This is a genomic window from Pseudomonas sp. GL_090, from assembly GCF_057837765.1.
This window is the reverse complement of the sequence record NZ_CM174452.1, coordinates 4,537,766-4,552,474: the sequence shown is the minus strand read 5'-3', so window position 1 is coordinate 4,552,474 and position 14,709 is coordinate 4,537,766. Positions and strand designations below refer to the sequence as shown.

The following is a 14,709-nucleotide window of genomic DNA, read 5'->3' as shown; positions in this document are numbered from 1 at the left end:
TGCTTGTTGGCCGGGCAGGCGCACAGGATTGCACCCCTCGATAAAGGGGCGCATCCCGTCGGCATGGCAAGAATACAGCCAGAAAAAACTGATCAGTCTTTGCGCGAAGAGCCCTGCATGATCAGTTTGATCAGCGGCCCCAGTGTGGCGCCGAGGCGGATCAGCCGGGTCAGACTGCTGAGGCCACCCCCGTTTTTCGCACCCTTGCCGGTCAGAAAGCCCAGCAAGGTGACAGCGGCCACGCCCCAGAGTGGAGCGTGCTTGATGCCGAAACCGTCCTGCAGGTTTTGCGTCATCCCGCGCACCCGTTGCAAGGGCTGCAGCAGTTGCGCGGATTCGTGGCGGATTTCCTGACGGTGCATTTCCATGCGCAGGCGGATCAGGGCCTTGCGCATTTCCGCGCGCGAGCTGTTGTTTGGCAATTCAGGCAGGCTCATGGCAGCAGGCGCTCCCGATCGTTGGCCAGCTCTTCCAGGGTGCCATTGAAGGGCGAGGACTCATCGAAAATCGCCGCCCTCAAGCGCATTCCGCAGAATATGGCGGCGAGGGTGTAGAACACGCAGAGCCCGATGATGGCGGTCAGGCGATAGGTGTCCCAGAACACGATAAGCACCAGCGTCGACAGCCCTACCAGCAGCAGCAACGCAAACACCAGCGCCAGGCCGGCAAACAGCAGCAGGCTGACGGTGCGGGCTTTTTGTTCCTGCAATTCGATGCCGAACAGTTCGACATGGCTATGCAGCAACCCAAGGAAGGCAGCACCCAGGCGCCGCGATGAGGAGCTGGTTCCCGTCACGGACGGGCCGGATTCGCCGATCGACATATCAGCGCCGGCTGGCCAGCAGGCCGATCAGGAAACCCACGCCGGCCGCGATCCCGACGGATTGCCAAGGGTTGGCCTGGACATAGTCTTCAGTGGCGGTGACAGCAGCCTTGCCGTGTTCGCGCAGGGAATCTTCGGTCAGTTTCAGGGTTTCACGGGCACGCAAGAGACTGCCGTGAATCTGCTCGCGCAACTCGTCGGCCTGATCGCCGGCCAGGGTCGCGGTGTGCTCCAGCAAGCGCTCGGTGTCACTGACCAGTGTCTGAAAGTCGTTCATCAGGATTTCTTGGGCGGTCTTTGCCTGTGTGCGGGCCATGGTGGATCTCCTTAAGTGGCTTTCTGATGCGTTCGAGTATGAGCCTTCGACGAAGGTTCAGTACAAATGACTGGTACAACTTTTGCTGAGTCTTGGTGCGCCGGTGCGCACCATTGCGCTAATGCCGGGCATGATTTCAGTAAAACCGTAGGACCAACAATCAAAAACTCGCGTAAACGGCCGGGGCGCGTTTTTCCTGGGCGGCGTCCGTGCGCCAAAGTGGTTCAACGGGATCAGTACGCTGATGCCTTGAAGCTGCAACTTGGTGCATGGGCAGCCATCGCGAACTGCTTTGGTGCTTTTTTCTGCCATAAGGTCTGCCCATTCCATGGAAAATCTGCAAAGTGCTGTGGACACCCTGGTCCATAGCTCCAACACGCTGTTCATTCTGATCGGTGCGGTCATGGTTCTGGCCATGCACGCCGGTTTTGCCTTTCTCGAAGTCGGAACCGTGCGACAGAAAAACCAGGTCAATGCGTTGTCGAAAATCCTCAGCGACTTCGCCGTTTCGACACTGGCCTACTTCTTTATAGGCTATTGGATTTCCTATGGCGTGACGTTCATGCAGCCAGCGGCCGTGCTCAATGCCGACCATGGTTATGGACTGGTGAAGTTTTTCTTCCTGCTGACCTTTGCCGCGGCGATCCCGGCGATCATTTCCGGGGGGATCGCCGAGCGCGCCAGGTTTGCTCCTCAGTTGTGTGCAACCGCGTTGATCGTCGCGTTCATCTATCCGTTCTTCGAAGGCATTGTCTGGAACGGCAACCTGGGTTTGCAAGCCTGGTTGCTGGAACGCTTTGGCGCCGGTTTCCATGATTTCGCAGGCTCCGTGGTGGTGCATGCCATGGGCGGTTGGCTGGCACTGGCGGCGGTGCTGTTGCTCGGGCCGCGTAATGGCCGCTATCGCGAGGGTCGGCTGGTCGCGTTCGCGCCATCGAGCATCCCGTTTCTGGCACTGGGCTCGTGGATCCTGATCGTTGGCTGGTTCGGCTTCAACGTCATGAGCGCGCAAACCCTGCAAGGTGTCAGCGGACTGGTGGCGGTGAACTCGTTGATGGCCATGGTTGGCGGTACGGTGGCGGCGCTGATTGTCGGGCGCAACGACCCCGGCTTTCTGCACAACGGCCCTTTGGCGGGGCTCGTGGCAATCTGTGCCGGATCCGACCTGATGCATCCTGTGGGAGCGCTGGTCACCGGTGCCGTCGCGGGGGCGCTGTTTGTCTGGTGCTTCACCGCGGCCCAAGGCAAATGGCGCATCGACGATGTGTTGGGGGTGTGGCCGTTGCATGGCTTGTGCGGCGTGTGGGGCGGCATCGCCTGCGGCATTTTCGGTCAGATCGCTTTGGGCGGGCTGGGCGGGGTCAGCCTGATCAGCCAGTTGATCGGCACTGCGCTGGGCATCACTGTGGCACTGGCCGGCGGGTTTGCGGTGTACGGCGTGATCAAGGCGTTGCATGGATTGCGCCTGAGCCAGGAAGAGGAGTACTACGGCGCGGACCTGTCGATCCACAAGATCGGTGCCGTGAGCCAGGACTGATTCGGGGCTCTTTATTTACGGTGGCATCAGGTAGGGGCCTCAATGGCTCGACGGTTTTTCGGGGCAGGCCTAGAATGGTCACTTCATTTTCTGGTTGAGCGCTCATGCTTCCCGAATGTCAGCTGTTCGGCACCCTTGGATGCCATCTCTGTGAAGTAGCCGAAGCCATGTTGATGGAGTTCGTCGAGCGCGGTCTGCTGGTGGAGCTGGTGGACATCGCCGACGATGAATCATGGTTCGCAGCCTACAGCCTGCGGATTCCGGTGTTGCGGCGAGTCGATACCGGCGCTGAACTGAGCTGGCCGTTCAGTGCCGATCAGGTGGTGGCGTTCCTGCGTTGAGCGGTTCTTGCGCTGGCGGCATGTCCCGCCTGTCGAACTTTGCGATCGATCCCCTTGGCTTATTCGGCGTTGATCGGATACTGTATGCGCATACAGTTATTCGCGGTGCCTGCCTTGCCGTTCCTGATTTTCGGGAGTGAGCAGGCAAGCCCGGGCGTCAGAGGGATGAATAGTGGTCAATGTCGAACAGTTGAAGAACAGCGTGAACCGGATGTCCGCGGACGTCGTACGCGAGGCTGTCCTTGAGTTGCGTCTGGATGGTCTGGTGACCGAGGGGAAAACGCCCTTCAACAAAACGCATTTCAATACCTGTTTCGCAGAAATCGAAGCTTTGTTTCAACGCGCGGGTTATCACCGGCAACTCGATGTCGTGGGTTATCAGGGATTGTTGTACGCCCTGTATGACCCCGCTCGCTGGGAGGCGGTCGATGTACTGCGCTGGCTCAAGGAGTACACCGAAGCGGTGGCGCGCGCACAGATCCCGGCTTGAGGAATCTTCTCCAGGGGGCGTTCTCAATAGGTTTTCATGCGGGGAAAACTTATTGAGAACGCCCCCTAGGTTCATTCCCCTTGCTGTTGGATAATGCCAGCCTGCACTGAGGGTTAGAGCTTTCGTATGTCCACTTCTTCTTTTTCCGCGGCACACAGTCAGGCCAGTACGCTCTACTTGCCACCTGGCCCGTGGCAGACTGTTGTCGATTGCCTGTGTGAGCATTTCAGCGCCATCGGTCGTGAACAATGGCTGGACAGGATTGCCCGTGGCCGGGTCCTCGACGGGCAGGGCATGCCGATTGCCCTCGATCTGGCCTACAGGGAAGGTTTGCGGATTCATTATTTTCGCGAAGTGCCGGATGAAAAGCCGATCCCGGTGATCGAGTCGATTCTGTACGCGGACGAGCATCTGGTGGTAGCCGACAAGCCACATTTCCTGCCCGTGACGCCGGCTGGCGAATACGTCGAACAGACGCTGCTGCGACGCTTGATTCGGCGCCTGGACAATCCGCACCTGGTGCCATTGCATCGCATTGACCGGCACACCGCAGGGCTGGTGCTGTTTTCTGCCAATCCGCAGAGCCGTTCGGCTTATCAGTCGTTGTTTCCAACCCGGCAAATCGAAAAACGCTACGAGGCCATCGCAAAGGCGTTACCCGACCTGGCTTTTCCGTTGGTTCATAAGAGCCGACTGGTCGATGGGGAGCCGTTCTTCCGCATGCAGGAAGGTCCGGGAGCCAGCAACACCGAGACGGCGGTCGAAGTCAGGGAGAAACAGGGGGATCTCTGGCGTTATGGTCTTTACCCGGTGACAGGCAAGAAACATCAGCTACGGGTACATATGGCGGCGTTGGGCGCCGGTATCTGCAACGACCCGTTTTACCCCGATGTGCTCAAGGATGCGCAGGATGACTACGCCAACCCTTTGAAATTGCTGGCTCAGGGGCTGAAGTTTATCGATCCGGTCACCGGCCAGGCGCGTGAGTTCGAGAGTGAAATCACCCTGCAATGGTGATCAGGAAGCGACTCTGAAGCGCTGTTCTCCAGGCATGAAAAAGCCCGCATCAAGCGTAATGCTGTTCAGTTAAGGAAGTTGTAGGAGCGAGCTTGCTCGCGATGGACTCAAGAACGCCGCGTTTAGCCAGTAAATACGCGTTATCGTTAACGACCATCGCGTTCAAGCTCGCTCCTACAGAGGACCACATTCGCTTAAGTGAACAGCATTACGCATCAAGCGGGCTTTTCTGTATCCGGCGGGTTCAGGATTACAACTCCTTGACGGTCCGAACCTGGTCTTTGTTGATGCGGGTCTGTTTGCCGTCGAGCTGTTCGAATTCGTAGAAACCGGAATCCTTGTCGAATTGTGGCGTGTCGACGGCCTGGATTTCTCGACCGTCATTCAAGGTGATCACTGTAGGCGACGCGCAACCGGCGAGGGTGGCAAGGCCCAGTGCGAGCATGAAAGTGGCGAGGGTCCGTTGAGTCATGAGTTGTGTCTCCGAAAAAGAATTCTTTGGTTGCTGAACTTGAGACGTGCACCGTCCACGCAAGTTCCTGATCAATATCAGTCTGACACAGTGTCATGACCGCTTAAAAGTTCCGGCGTGTTGAGATTTGCCAGCCGAGGGTCGTTGTCCGGGCATTGCAGCGCTGTCGCGCCGAGCTTGCGCATCAACCGGCCAGGGCTGCGCTCACCCTCGTTCCAGGCATTCTCAAATACTGCCCTGTGTAGCACGGGAATTACACACAACAACGGCTCCCAGTGGCCATCATGCCGCACCATCAACGGCTTGTCCGGATGCAGGTTGGCGGCCTCGCGCATCGTGCCGATCAGCGCAGCATCAATACCCGGAACGTCACACGGCATGACCAGCAGGTGGCTATGGCGAGCAGCTTTCAGGCCTGCGCGAATACCTGCCAGCGGCCCGGGGAAGTCACCTTCATCATCGTGGACCAACTGGTCGGCGTAGGGGGCGTACTTCTCAAGGTTTCGATTGCAGGAGATGATCAGGTCATCGGTCAGCGGACGGGTTTTGCGATGCAGATGCACAATCAGCGGTTCGCCGTGCCAGTCCAGCAACCCTTTGTCCCGCCCCCCCATACGTTGGCCGCGGCCGCCCGCCAGGAGCAGAATGGAGCAGGGTGGCAATTGTGAATTCGTGGTCATGGCAGGCCTCCATGGGGGCGGCGAAAAAACGGAGCGCTGTGATATAACACCGGGCTGTTTCTCCTACAACTGGACGAGCCTATGAAAGCCAAGGCTGATGTACCTTTCGCACCGCTGAATATTGCAGTGCTGACTGTCAGCGATACCCGCACACTGGAAACCGACACCTCAGGTCAGGCCTTTGTCGACGGCTTGACCGCTGCCGGTCATTACCTGGCCGCCCGGGTGTTGCTCAAAGATGACCTCTACAAAATTCGAGCGCAAGTCGCCAACTGGATCGCCGACGATGTCGTGCAGGTGGTGCTGATCACCGGCGGTACCGGGTTTACCGGGCGTGACAGCACGCCGGAAGCCGTCGGTTGCCTGCTGGACAAACAGGTCGATGGATTTGGTGAGCTGTTCCGCCAGATCTCGGTTGCCGATATCGGCAGCTCGACCGTTCAGTCTCGGGCGTTGGCCGGTCTGGCCAACGGCACGCTGGTTTGCTGCTTGCCGGGCTCGACCAATGCCGTACGCACCGCTTGGGACGGCATACTGGCCGAGCAGCTGGATTCGCGGCATCGTCCGTGCAATTTCGTGCCCCATTTGAAACAGGCTGCGCCTTGTGAATCCCGTGGGTAAGCCTGGCAAGTCTGGCAGCCTGATGCCTGTCGAGCAGGCGTTGGCGCGCTTGCTGGAAATGGCCGAGGCCTCGAGGATTGTCGAGCGTGAACGCTTGCCGTTGGCGCAGGTACAAGGGCGCGTTCTGGCTGAAGATCTGGTGTCGACGCTCGATCTGCCACCCTGGCCCAACAGCGCCATGGACGGTTATGCCTTGCGCATGGCTGACTGGACGGGAGAGCCGTTGCTGGTCAGTCAGAAGGTGTTTGCCGGTCAGGCCCCCGATCCGTTGCAGCCAGGCACCTGTGCGCGCATTTTCACCGGGGCGCCTGTTCCCGCCGGTGCCGATTGCGTCGAGATGCAGGAAAACACCGAGGTTCAGGCCGATGAGCGAGTCCGTTTCACTCAAGCCTTGAGCCAAGGTCAGAACATTCGCCCGCAAGGCCAGGAAACCACCGTCGGCGAGTTGATTCTGCCGGCAGGTACGCGGCTGGGGCCGATCGAGCAAGGATTGGCTGCCTCCTTGGGATGTGCTGAGCTGGAAGTGGTTCGCAAGGTGCGCGTGGCGGTGCTGTCTACCGGTGACGAGTTGATTGAGCCGGGGCAGGCGCTGGGGCCAGGGCAGATCTACAACAGCAATCGGGTGTTGTTGTGTAGCTGGTTGCAGCGCTTGGGGTGTGAGGTCGTCGACGCGGGAATTCTGCCGGACAATCTGGAAACCACTCGCTCCCGATTAGGTGAGTTGAAGGATGTCGACCTGATCCTCTCGACCGGTGGCGTATCGGTGGGGGAAGCCGATTTTCTGGGCATCGCCCTGCGCGAAGAGGGCGAACTGACGCTGTGGAAACTCGCCATCAAGCCGGGTAAACCGCTGACGTTCGGGCATTTTCGCGGTGTGCCGGTGATTGGCTTGCCGGGCAATCCGGCGTCGACCCTCGTGACCTTTGCCTTGTTGACCAGACCCTATCTCTTGCGCCGTCAGGGTGTGCAAGACGTTGAGCCACTGAAGGTGCAGGTGCCGGCGGGGTTTGACTGGCGCCAGCCAGGCAATCGGCGCGAGTATTTGCGCGGACGGCTGGAAAACGGCAGGGCGACGATCTACAAGAACCAGAGTTCCGGTGTACTGCGCAGCGCTGCCTGGGCTGATGGACTGGTAGAAGTCCTGGAGGGTCGCACGCTGGCTCAGGGCGATAGCGTTTTCTTCATTCCGCTGAGCGAAGTCCTGGGCTGATAGTTTCAGTGGCTCTGTCACACAAGGCCCGGTTGATTGAGCCGGGTCCTGTGTGGGTGGCAACTCAATGCGCCAGAAGCAATGAAATGACCTGCTCGAAACGACTATTGGCGATCCAGCCAAGGAGGCCGAGGATCACGGCTGTTCCGCAGGCGGAATAGACAAGCCGGTGCTTGATGGATTTGACGTCATCCCGGGCTTCTTCCATGTCCCTGCGTATGCACTTGAGGTGTGTTTCCAGCTCGGTGACGCGAGGTTCCATATCAACTTCTCCCGTGGCTTTTGTGCTGTTGCGGCATTCAGCTCGATGGCCTGCATTTTTATTATCTGTGAGCGGCAAGACCGAAAGGGTCGGTGACGCGAGGTTTTGGCGTTGCATGGCACTTCCTTGTGATGTCCCGCTGGCTCCTAAAACTCTATCAATTCAGATCTCCGGTCAATTGGGCCGATTCCTCATGTTTTGTAAGAAAATTCCTGTGGTGTGGGGGGCAAGACTTTCCGGCTGGAAATAATTCGATTTTTTGCGACTTTTACCGGAGCCTTCGCGGTCAACATCTCCCAGATGCCATTCAAAGCGGGAGTGAGTAATGAGCGATCGCAAGGCGCTATTGATTCTGCATGGCAAGCAAGCGCTCAACGAGGCGGTTCGCACCGCCGTCGAAAACCAGCGTGAGCGAGGTTGGGAGCTGGCTGTTCGATTGACCTGGGAAGCCGGCGATGCGCAGAGACTGGTGGGCGAAGCGTTGGCGGCCGGGTATCGATACATCATTGCCGGAGGCGGCGATGGCACCTTGCGCGATATCGCCGAAGCCATGGCCGGGCATTCGAAAAAGGCCGGCCTGGTATTGATGCCGTTAGGTACCGCCAATGACTTTGCGCGTGCGGCGGGTGTGCCTCTGGAGCCTGATCAGGCGCTGGAGCTGCTTGATTGCGTGCCGACTGCCATTGATCTGGGGGAGGTTGATGGGCAGATATTCCTGAATATGGCGACCGGTGGGTTCGGCAGTCATGTCACGGCGAACACCCCGGAGGATCTGAAGAAAATCCTCGGCGGTGCGGCATACCTGTTCACCGGCTTGTCACGCTTCAATGAGCTGCATACCGCCTACGGTGAATTGCAGGGGCCGGATTTTCACTGGCGCGGCGATCTGCTGGCACTGGGCATCGGCAATGGCCGGCAGGCCGGAGGTGGGCGGGTGTTGTGCCCGCAGGCATTGGTTGATGACGGTTTGCTGGATATCAGCATCCTGCCAGCGCCGCAGGAGGTGGTCGGGACATTGAAAAACCTGCTGACCGAAGGTTTCGGCATCGACAGCCTGTTTGTCCGGGCGCGCCTGCCCTGGGTCGAGATCAAGGTTTCGGAAGGGCTGTACATCAATCTTGATGGAGAACCGCTGGAAGGGGACAACCTGCGTTTCTCGGTTCGCCCGGCGGCGTTACTCGTGCATCTGCCCGAGGGTTCGCCGCTGTTACGTGCCGGTGAAGTGCCTAGTCATCAAGGCTGATGATTTGTTCGCGCACGGCAAACAGCACGAGGCCGGCCACATCGTAGATCTGCAAGCGCTTCATGACCTGCGAACGGTGGGTTTCGACGGTCTTGACGCTCAACCCCAGGCCGTTGGCGATCTCTCGAGTGGATTTTCCGCGAACGATCAACCGCAGGATTTCCAGCTGACGTGCCGTCAGGTTGTGCGAGTCGGCAGGTTCGGGCTGGTGTTTCTGGTTTCGGGTCAGTGCCTGGTTGATCACCGTGTGGGCAATGGCCGGGCTCAGATAGCGCTCGTTGTTGCGCAAGGCCTCCAGCGCGTGTTCGAGTTCGGTCGCCGTGGTGTCCTTGAGCAGGTAGCCATGGGCTCCGGACTCCAGCGCCTGCATGATCAGGGTCGGGTCGGTGTGCATCGAGAGGATCAGCACCTTGCTCTGCGGGCGCACCCGCTTGAGCTGTTGCAAGGCTTCGAGGCCGCCGGTCTGGCGCATCGAAATATCCAGCAGGACAATATCCGGGGACAGATGCCCGACCATTTCGAGCAGCTGCGAGCCGTCACTGGCCTCACCGATGACGGCATAGCCGGGCAGATCCATTACCAGGGCGCGCACGCCAGCCCTGATCAGCGAGTGGTCATCCACCAGTAGTAAATTACAAGTCAATGCATAACCTTATTCGAACTGGCCCGTTCGAGCGCGCGGGGCGCCCAGGGGAAAAGAGCTTCGATTTGAGTGCCTTTACCCGGCTCGCTGGTCACGGTCAGTGTGCCGCCCAGTTGATCGATCCGTTCCGACATCCCGGCCATACCGCGCTGCCCTTCACGACCAGGGTCGGTTGCGGGGGCGAAGCCCTGACCATCGTCGCTGATCTGCAACTTCAGGCCTTGGGGCAGGCGCTGCAGGCACACTAGCAGGTTCTTGGCCTGGGCATGTCGCAGGATGTTGGTGACCGCTTCCTGGGTAATGCGGAAAGCTGCCACGGCCATTTCCTCCGGTATGCCGGTCAGGCGCTGCTGGCATTCCAGGCTCCAGTGCACCGGGGTGTTGGCCAAAGTCTTGAGCAGGTGCGCCCGCAGACTGGCTTCCAGCCCAAGGCTGGTCAACTGCCGGGGATTGAGAATGGCGGATACGTCACGAACTTTGGCCAGGGTTTCTTCCAGCGTGTCGCAGAGGACCGTGCATTGTCCCTGGAGCTCTTCGGGCATCCGGCGTTTGAGCCAGTCACTTTGCAGTTTGGCGGCGGTCAGCAATTGACCGATGTCGTCATGCAGTTCGCGGCTAAGCCGGTGACGTTCGTTTTCCTGGACCTGCAACAGCCGGTCGGCCAGTTCCTGGGGCTGGAATTTGATCGATTTGCGCGAGAGGCAGTACTGCGCGACAACACTGGTCAGTGCCGCAATGTTGAGCACCAGCAATGACAGGGGCAACGGGATGGACAAGCCATAGACCAGTAGACTGCCGAGGGTCGAGCAGGCGCATAGCGACAGCGTAAATGAGCGTGCATTTTCCCGGGAGGGTGGCCACTTGGCGATTGACTTGAGGCTGGCGTGCATAGCGGATGGAGCCAATGGATGTTCGCTGCGGGCTGACCGGTCATGCTGGCTGACAGGCCCCTGTTTTTTATGTGGAGCGCCGACGAGCTCAGCTCCGAACTGCAATGAGCTGTGTCCGGCTGCATTCACACTGCCATTAATTGGCGTCAACTAACAGGCGGCATGGTAGCACTTAAGATACCGTTGGTCGCGTCCGTATATAGGTGGTCATTTGCGACATGTGCGCACTCAAGTTACAGCGCGGAATTGATAACCAGAACACGCCATATGGCATGTTTTGGCAAGTTCAGGCCTGTCGCTCCGAATAGGATACGAGGGTGAAAGGCCTGGCGTTGACCGGTGGTTGAAACCGGCTTTGCCCGACCTGAAAGGCAAAGGCTTCGATCAGGGTGACCTGCTCGCTGTCGTCGAGGCTGAGCTGTCCGGTGGTCTGGTCGATGAGTTCGAGTTGCCAGGCAATCAGGGTCAGGCAGTCTTTCAGGGCACTGAGCGCCTCGTCGTGCAGGCTCATGGTGTTCTGTGCATGATTGAGCAGGCCATGAATATGCAGAGAGAATTCAGACACGGCCGCCAACGCCAGGGTATCGGCCTTGTTGGCCAGCTTGAGCAATGTGCTGAGCATGCAGTCGATGGCGTCCTTGTCATTGCTGATCAGCTGCAGATGACTCAGGCATTCCTCGGTTTTAGCCAGGAGTTTTTCAGCCTCGACAAGAAACTCCGGGAGCCGCTGAGCCCACTCTTTACGGTCGTTCGGCATACTTATCTCCACAACGTCATGTCAAATGAGGGGATATCGTGTGTGTCGACGAGGGCGGTCGGAACCCCGGCATTGCCGAGTCGTCGGGTGAACGAACTGCGACTGGCCCGCAAGCAGGCTGGGGAACACGAGAAGGTGGTTGGCCACTGGCTTGCGATCGCACACAAAAGCCTGACTCCGTTCATGCAATGAGAATGGCGTCACATTAATGGCTATTGGATATTGCGAATATCAGGTTGCACCTGATTGTTGATAGGGGAATCCCTTACGCAGGGGAACCTTTCGCGAGAACCAGGGTCGCGTGGCGAAGAAGTGCGGCAAATGTAATCACAGCGTCAGTAAAGCATGATGTTAATGTGACATCAATGGCCGGGCGTGGCATTTTAGAGAGGGTCAAGCTTCGGCAACAACAGCCGATAACCTTCCTTAAGTGAATTCATCCGAACAAGACCTGGAGTCATTGATGGCCGGCATTCTCGACACGGTAGACCAACGCACGCAACTGGTGGGTGAGAATCGCCTGGAAATTCTCATGTTCCGGCTCGCCGGACGGCAATTGTTCGCGATCAACGTCTTTAAAGTACAGGAAGTCCTGCAGCTGCCAAAGTTGACGCTGATGCCGCAGCGCCATCCTTTTGTGTGCGGCGTGGTCAACCTGCGTGGCCAGACCCTGCCGGTGATCGACCTGTCCCAGGCCATTGGCATGCGTCCGTTGGTGCCGGGGCCTGGCAGCACGATTATCGTCACCGAATATAACCGTTCGGTTCAGGCCTTCCTGGTCGGCGGGGTGGACCGGATCGTCAACATGAACTGGGAAGCCATCCTGCCGCCCCCAAGCAGCGCCGGCCGCCAGCACTACCTGACAGCCATCAGCAAGGTCGATGACCAACTGGTGGAAATCATCGACGTCGAAAAGGTCCTGGCCGAAATCGTCCCGTACAACGCCAAGGTCTCCCGCGACAAGCTCGAAGATCCGGTGCTGGAACGTGCCCGTGGCCGTGAGGTGCTGCTGGTGGATGACTCAAACGTGGCCTTGACGCAATTGCGCGATACCCTGGGACAGTTGGGCGTGAAGATGCACATCGCCAGTGACGGGTTGAAGGCCTTGAACATGCTCAAGGCCTGGGCCGATACCGGCGTGGACATGACCGAAAAACTGCTGATGGTCTTCACCGATGCGGAAATGCCGGAAATGGATGGCTATCGCCTGACCACCGAGATCCGCAACGATCCGCGCCTGCGCGGCTTGTACGTGGTGCTGCACACCTCGCTGTCCGGCAGCTTCAACGACTCGATGGTGAAAAAGGTCGGCTGCGACAATTTCCTCTCCAAATTCCAGCCGGACAAACTCGTCGATGTGGTGCGCCAGCGCCTGATGCTCGACGAAGTAACGGCCTGAATAAAACAGCGGACATACTGTGGGAGCGAGCCTGCTCGCGAAGGCGGTGTGACATTTGGCCTCAATGTCGACTGATACGCACTCATCGTCGGAACGCCGCCCGGACCAAGCTCGCTCCCACAGGGATGGCGGTAAGCGATTGTCAGCCTTTGATTCGGTGATCAAGCTCGTATAGGGTGGCGTTTTTACCTGACAGGGAGCTGGCCATGTTGCGTCTGAGCGCGCTGTATCGTTATCCGTTGAAGTCCGCCAAGGCCGAGACCTTGCAAGCGATCGGCCTCGATAAACTCGGACTGGACGGCGATCGCCGCTGGATGCTGGTGGACGAGGCCAGTGGGCGCTTCCTGACCCAGCGCGCGGTGGCGCAGATGAGCCAGTTGTCGGCGCTGTGGAATGCCGAGGGTGGCTTGACCCTCAGCGCGCCCGGCCATTCGCCGATCGATATTGCCATGCCTGGTAACGATGCAGAGTTGCGTGGCGTGACGATCTGGCGCGATACCTTGCGAGTCCCTGATGCGGGCGATGAAGCGGGGGCCTGGGTCAGCCGGTTCATCGGCAAACCGACACGCCTGGTGCAAGTGCCGCTGGATCGGGCGCGGATGACGGAGGCCGGCTTCGGCAAGGATGACGACCAGGTGGCCTTCGCCGATGGCTATCCGCTGTTGCTGATTGGCCAGGCCTCTCTCGAGGACTTGTCGCAACGGGTCGGGCGCCCGTTGGAGATGCTGCGTTTCCGGCCGAACCTGGTGATCGAAGGCAGTGCAGCGTTCGCCGAGGATGGCTGGAAGCGTATCCGTATCGGCGAGGCCGAGTTTCGCGTGGTCAAGTCCTGTTCGCGCTGCATCCTGACTACCATCGACCCGCAGACCGGGGAGCGCAGCGAAGATCGCGAACCCTTGGCCACCTTGCAGAAATACCGTGCCCAGGCGGACGGCGCAATGTTCGGCCAGAACCTGGTCAACGACGGCAACGGTCGACTCGAAGTCGGCATGCCGGTGGAGATCCTTGAGTAACTTTGCGCAGAATAAAAAAATGCCCGTGTCGAAAAACACGGGCATTTTTTATGGCAGTGAAGCCCGACAGGTTTAGCCGCGGTATTCGCACAGGTAAGCGGTGTCGACGGCGACTTTCAGCTGGAACTTGCTGTTGGCCGGCACGTTGAACTGGCTGCCGGCGGCGAAGGTTTCCCAGTCGCTGCTGTCTGGCAGCATGACGGTCAATGCGCCGCTGACCACGTGCATGATTTCACGCTGGCTGGTGCCGAATTCGTACTCGCCCGGAGCCATGACGCCGATGGTCGCTGGACCTTCTGCGGTGCCAAAGGCGATCGACTTGACGGTGCCGTCGAAGTACTCGTTGACTTTAAACATGGGCGATTCCTCGAAAAGGGCTAAAAAGGGCCGGCCAGTATGCACAAGGCCCCGGGAGTCGTCACCTGTCTAAAGCGGAAGAACCAGCGGCAGCAGGCGTGCGGTATTGCGCGCATCTTCCAGCGCCCGGTGTTGTTGGCCGTTGAACTGCAAGCCGGCCAGTTGCAACGCGCCGTTTAATCCCAGCGGGCGTTCCAGTCGTCTGGCCTTGGCAAAGCGCTGTTTGAGGTTCATGTGCGGTACGTTGGCCAGCATGCTGGCGAGTCCCAGTTGCTGCCAATCCTGAAGCAGTTGTTTGCGGTCGTAATCGCCCCAACTGGCCCAGCCCTCAAGTCGCGTATGGTGTTGGCCGAGCCAGCGTTCAAACGCCGGCCAGACTTCGCCCAGCGGTTGCGCGGTATCGATGTTGGCTTGGGTGATGCGCGTCAGCTCGCGGCAAAACGGCGTCAGCAACGGCCGCCGCACAGGGCGGACGAAGCGCTGGAAGTGGTCCAGCTCGCGTCCCTTGCGGTCCACCAGAGTGGCGCCGATTTCTATGATTTCCATATCCGTTACGGGCCAACCCCCTTCATCGGTGGTGGCCTCCAGATCAATGACCAGCCAATGAGGCATTGCAGGGTTCCTGGTATCCGCGTCCT

General features: G+C 59.1%; 20 protein-coding genes. 9 read left to right on the top strand and 11 right to left on the bottom strand.

All coding sequences use genetic code 11. The features are described 5' to 3' along the window. Window positions 1-92 precede the first annotated feature (92 nt). Genes AC3ITA_RS20365 through AC3ITA_RS20355 form a run of 3 tightly spaced genes read right to left on the bottom strand, consistent with a single transcriptional unit; the run spans window position 93 to window position 1,139 of the window. The gene (locus AC3ITA_RS20365) at window positions 93-437 is read right to left on the bottom strand and encodes a hypothetical protein (RefSeq protein ID WP_150673598.1); all 345 of its coding nucleotides are present in this window, start codon (window positions 435-437) and stop codon (window positions 93-95) included. Next, window positions 434-823 (bottom strand): phage holin family protein, encoded by a 390-nt coding sequence (locus tag AC3ITA_RS20360; protein ID WP_150673599.1) that lies wholly within the window; start codon window positions 821-823, stop codon window positions 434-436. Before AC3ITA_RS20360 ends, AC3ITA_RS20365 begins: the two co-directional genes overlap by 4 nt. Before the next feature lies 1 nt (window position 824). Then, a complete protein-coding gene (locus AC3ITA_RS20355) occupies window positions 825-1,139 on the bottom strand; it encodes an ElaB/YgaM/YqjD family protein (RefSeq protein ID WP_095944929.1) in 315 nt (104 codons plus the stop codon). A gap of 328 nt (window positions 1,140-1,467) precedes the next feature. On the opposite strand from AC3ITA_RS20355, the gene AC3ITA_RS20350 reads away from it, so the two are divergent. The 4 genes from AC3ITA_RS20350 (at window position 1,468) to AC3ITA_RS20335 (ending at window position 4,524) form a co-directional block, all read left to right on the top strand. Next, a complete protein-coding gene (locus AC3ITA_RS20350; protein WP_150673600.1) occupies window positions 1,468-2,676 on the top strand; it encodes an ammonium transporter in 1,209 nt (402 codons plus the stop codon). A gap of 104 nt (window positions 2,677-2,780) precedes the next feature. Then, window positions 2,781-3,017 (top strand): glutaredoxin family protein, encoded by a 237-nt coding sequence (locus AC3ITA_RS20345; RefSeq protein WP_150673601.1) that lies wholly within the window; start codon window positions 2,781-2,783, stop codon window positions 3,015-3,017. A 172-nt stretch (window positions 3,018-3,189) separates the two neighbouring features. Beyond that, complete coding sequence (locus AC3ITA_RS20340; protein ID WP_150673602.1) at window positions 3,190-3,507, top strand: transcriptional regulator; 318 nt, start codon at window positions 3,190-3,192, stop codon at window positions 3,505-3,507. Between the two features lie 126 nt (window positions 3,508-3,633). After that, window positions 3,634-4,524, top strand: a complete 891-nt coding sequence (locus AC3ITA_RS20335) for a pseudouridine synthase (RefSeq protein WP_095946327.1) — start codon at window positions 3,634-3,636, stop codon at window positions 4,522-4,524. A 250-nt stretch (window positions 4,525-4,774) separates the two neighbouring features. On the opposite strand, the gene AC3ITA_RS20330 is transcribed toward AC3ITA_RS20335, so the two are convergent. Together AC3ITA_RS20330 and mobA are read right to left on the bottom strand one after the other, a co-directional pair. Then, the gene (locus tag AC3ITA_RS20330; RefSeq protein ID WP_007994800.1) at window positions 4,775-4,996 is read right to left on the bottom strand and encodes a YgdI/YgdR family lipoprotein; all 222 of its coding nucleotides are present in this window, start codon (window positions 4,994-4,996) and stop codon (window positions 4,775-4,777) included. Between the two features lie 77 nt (window positions 4,997-5,073). Continuing rightward, window positions 5,074-5,676 carry a molybdenum cofactor guanylyltransferase MobA gene (gene mobA, locus AC3ITA_RS20325; RefSeq protein WP_095946328.1) on the bottom strand — a complete coding sequence of 201 codons (603 nt, stop codon included), beginning with the start codon at window positions 5,674-5,676 and terminating at the stop codon, window positions 5,074-5,076. A gap of 81 nt (window positions 5,677-5,757) precedes the next feature. On the opposite strand from mobA, the gene moaB reads away from it, so the two are divergent. Next, window positions 5,758-6,297 carry a molybdenum cofactor biosynthesis protein B gene (gene moaB, locus AC3ITA_RS20320; protein ID WP_095946329.1) on the top strand — a complete coding sequence of 180 codons (540 nt, stop codon included), beginning with the start codon at window positions 5,758-5,760 and terminating at the stop codon, window positions 6,295-6,297. After that, on the top strand, window positions 6,281-7,507 hold the full coding sequence (locus AC3ITA_RS20315; protein ID WP_150673603.1) for a molybdopterin molybdotransferase MoeA: 1,227 nt from the start codon (window positions 6,281-6,283) through the stop codon (window positions 7,505-7,507). Before moaB ends, AC3ITA_RS20315 begins: the two co-directional genes overlap by 17 nt. 64 nt (window positions 7,508-7,571) lie before the next feature. Here the strand turns inward: AC3ITA_RS20315 and AC3ITA_RS20310 are convergent, their stop codons facing one another. Continuing rightward, complete coding sequence (locus AC3ITA_RS20310) at window positions 7,572-7,886, bottom strand: hypothetical protein (protein ID WP_224790035.1); 315 nt, start codon at window positions 7,884-7,886, stop codon at window positions 7,572-7,574. 208 nt (window positions 7,887-8,094) lie between these two features. Between AC3ITA_RS20310 and yegS the strand changes: the two genes are divergently transcribed. Continuing rightward, window positions 8,095-9,012, top strand: coding sequence for a lipid kinase YegS (gene yegS / locus AC3ITA_RS20305; protein WP_095946331.1), 918 nt, complete (start codon window positions 8,095-8,097; stop codon window positions 9,010-9,012). Here the strand turns inward: yegS and AC3ITA_RS20300 are convergent. The 3 genes from AC3ITA_RS20300 to AC3ITA_RS20290 form a co-directional block, all read right to left on the bottom strand. Further along, on the bottom strand, window positions 8,996-9,655 hold the full coding sequence (locus AC3ITA_RS20300) for a response regulator (RefSeq protein WP_095946332.1): 660 nt from the start codon (window positions 9,653-9,655) through the stop codon (window positions 8,996-8,998). The two genes, yegS and AC3ITA_RS20300, sit on opposite strands and share 17 nt — an antisense overlap. After that, the gene (locus AC3ITA_RS20295; RefSeq protein WP_150673637.1) at window positions 9,652-10,545 is read right to left on the bottom strand and encodes a sensor histidine kinase; all 894 of its coding nucleotides are present in this window, start codon (window positions 10,543-10,545) and stop codon (window positions 9,652-9,654) included. Before AC3ITA_RS20295 ends, AC3ITA_RS20300 begins: the two co-directional genes overlap by 4 nt. Before the next feature lie 286 nt (window positions 10,546-10,831). Beyond that, window positions 10,832-11,302 carry a hypothetical protein gene (locus AC3ITA_RS20290; protein ID WP_095946334.1) on the bottom strand — a complete coding sequence of 157 codons (471 nt, stop codon included), beginning with the start codon at window positions 11,300-11,302 and terminating at the stop codon, window positions 10,832-10,834. A gap of 463 nt (window positions 11,303-11,765) precedes the next feature. Here AC3ITA_RS20290 and AC3ITA_RS20285 point away from each other — a divergent pair, with 463 nt between their 5' ends. Together AC3ITA_RS20285 and AC3ITA_RS20280 are read left to right on the top strand one after the other, a co-directional pair. Next, window positions 11,766-12,701, top strand: coding sequence for a chemotaxis protein CheV (locus AC3ITA_RS20285; RefSeq protein WP_150673604.1), 936 nt, complete (start codon window positions 11,766-11,768; stop codon window positions 12,699-12,701). Window positions 12,702-12,907: 206 nt separating this feature from the next. Further along, on the top strand, window positions 12,908-13,714 hold the full coding sequence (locus AC3ITA_RS20280; protein WP_095946251.1) for an MOSC domain-containing protein: 807 nt from the start codon (window positions 12,908-12,910) through the stop codon (window positions 13,712-13,714). Between the two features lie 72 nt (window positions 13,715-13,786). Here the strand turns inward: AC3ITA_RS20280 and ppnP are convergent, their stop codons facing one another. Together ppnP and AC3ITA_RS20270 are read right to left on the bottom strand one after the other, a co-directional pair. Beyond that, the gene (gene ppnP / locus AC3ITA_RS20275) at window positions 13,787-14,071 is read right to left on the bottom strand and encodes a pyrimidine/purine nucleoside phosphorylase (protein WP_095946252.1); all 285 of its coding nucleotides are present in this window, start codon (window positions 14,069-14,071) and stop codon (window positions 13,787-13,789) included. 69 nt (window positions 14,072-14,140) lie between these two features. Further along, window positions 14,141-14,683 (bottom strand): 3'-5' exonuclease, encoded by a 543-nt coding sequence (locus AC3ITA_RS20270; RefSeq protein ID WP_095946253.1) that lies wholly within the window; start codon window positions 14,681-14,683, stop codon window positions 14,141-14,143. Window positions 14,684-14,709 lie beyond the last annotated feature (26 nt).

What these genes read in the sequence shown, in the direction of transcription:
- AC3ITA_RS20365 (WP_150673598.1), bottom strand. Translation starts at nt 437, where the DNA reads ATGAGCCTGCCTGAATTGCCAAACAACAGCTCGCGCGCGGAAATGCGC.
- AC3ITA_RS20360 (WP_150673599.1), bottom strand. Translation starts at nt 823, where the DNA reads ATGTCGATCGGCGAATCCGGCCCGTCCGTGACGGGAACCAGCTCCTCA.
- AC3ITA_RS20355 (WP_095944929.1), bottom strand. Translation starts at nt 1,139, where the DNA reads ATGGCCCGCACACAGGCAAAGACCGCCCAAGAAATCCTGATGAACGAC.
- AC3ITA_RS20350 (WP_150673600.1), top strand. Translation starts at nt 1,468, where the DNA reads ATGGAAAATCTGCAAAGTGCTGTGGACACCCTGGTCCATAGCTCCAAC.
- AC3ITA_RS20345 (WP_150673601.1), top strand. Translation starts at nt 2,781, where the DNA reads ATGCTTCCCGAATGTCAGCTGTTCGGCACCCTTGGATGCCATCTCTGT.
- AC3ITA_RS20335 (WP_095946327.1), top strand. Translation starts at nt 3,634, where the DNA reads ATGTCCACTTCTTCTTTTTCCGCGGCACACAGTCAGGCCAGTACGCTC.
- AC3ITA_RS20330 (WP_007994800.1), bottom strand. Translation starts at nt 4,996, where the DNA reads ATGACTCAACGGACCCTCGCCACTTTCATGCTCGCACTGGGCCTTGCC.
- mobA (WP_095946328.1), bottom strand. Translation starts at nt 5,676, where the DNA reads ATGACCACGAATTCACAATTGCCACCCTGCTCCATTCTGCTCCTGGCG.
- moaB (WP_095946329.1), top strand. Translation starts at nt 5,758, where the DNA reads ATGAAAGCCAAGGCTGATGTACCTTTCGCACCGCTGAATATTGCAGTG.
- AC3ITA_RS20310 (WP_224790035.1), bottom strand. Translation starts at nt 7,886, where the DNA reads ATGCAACGCCAAAACCTCGCGTCACCGACCCTTTCGGTCTTGCCGCTC.
- yegS (WP_095946331.1), top strand. Translation starts at nt 8,095, where the DNA reads ATGAGCGATCGCAAGGCGCTATTGATTCTGCATGGCAAGCAAGCGCTC.
- AC3ITA_RS20295 (WP_150673637.1), bottom strand. Translation starts at nt 10,545, where the DNA reads ATGCACGCCAGCCTCAAGTCAATCGCCAAGTGGCCACCCTCCCGGGAA.
- AC3ITA_RS20290 (WP_095946334.1), bottom strand. Translation starts at nt 11,302, where the DNA reads ATGCCGAACGACCGTAAAGAGTGGGCTCAGCGGCTCCCGGAGTTTCTT.
- AC3ITA_RS20285 (WP_150673604.1), top strand. Translation starts at nt 11,766, where the DNA reads ATGGCCGGCATTCTCGACACGGTAGACCAACGCACGCAACTGGTGGGT.
- AC3ITA_RS20280 (WP_095946251.1), top strand. Translation starts at nt 12,908, where the DNA reads ATGTTGCGTCTGAGCGCGCTGTATCGTTATCCGTTGAAGTCCGCCAAG.
- ppnP (WP_095946252.1), bottom strand. Translation starts at nt 14,071, where the DNA reads ATGTTTAAAGTCAACGAGTACTTCGACGGCACCGTCAAGTCGATCGCC.
- AC3ITA_RS20270 (WP_095946253.1), bottom strand. Translation starts at nt 14,683, where the DNA reads ATGCCTCATTGGCTGGTCATTGATCTGGAGGCCACCACCGATGAAGGG.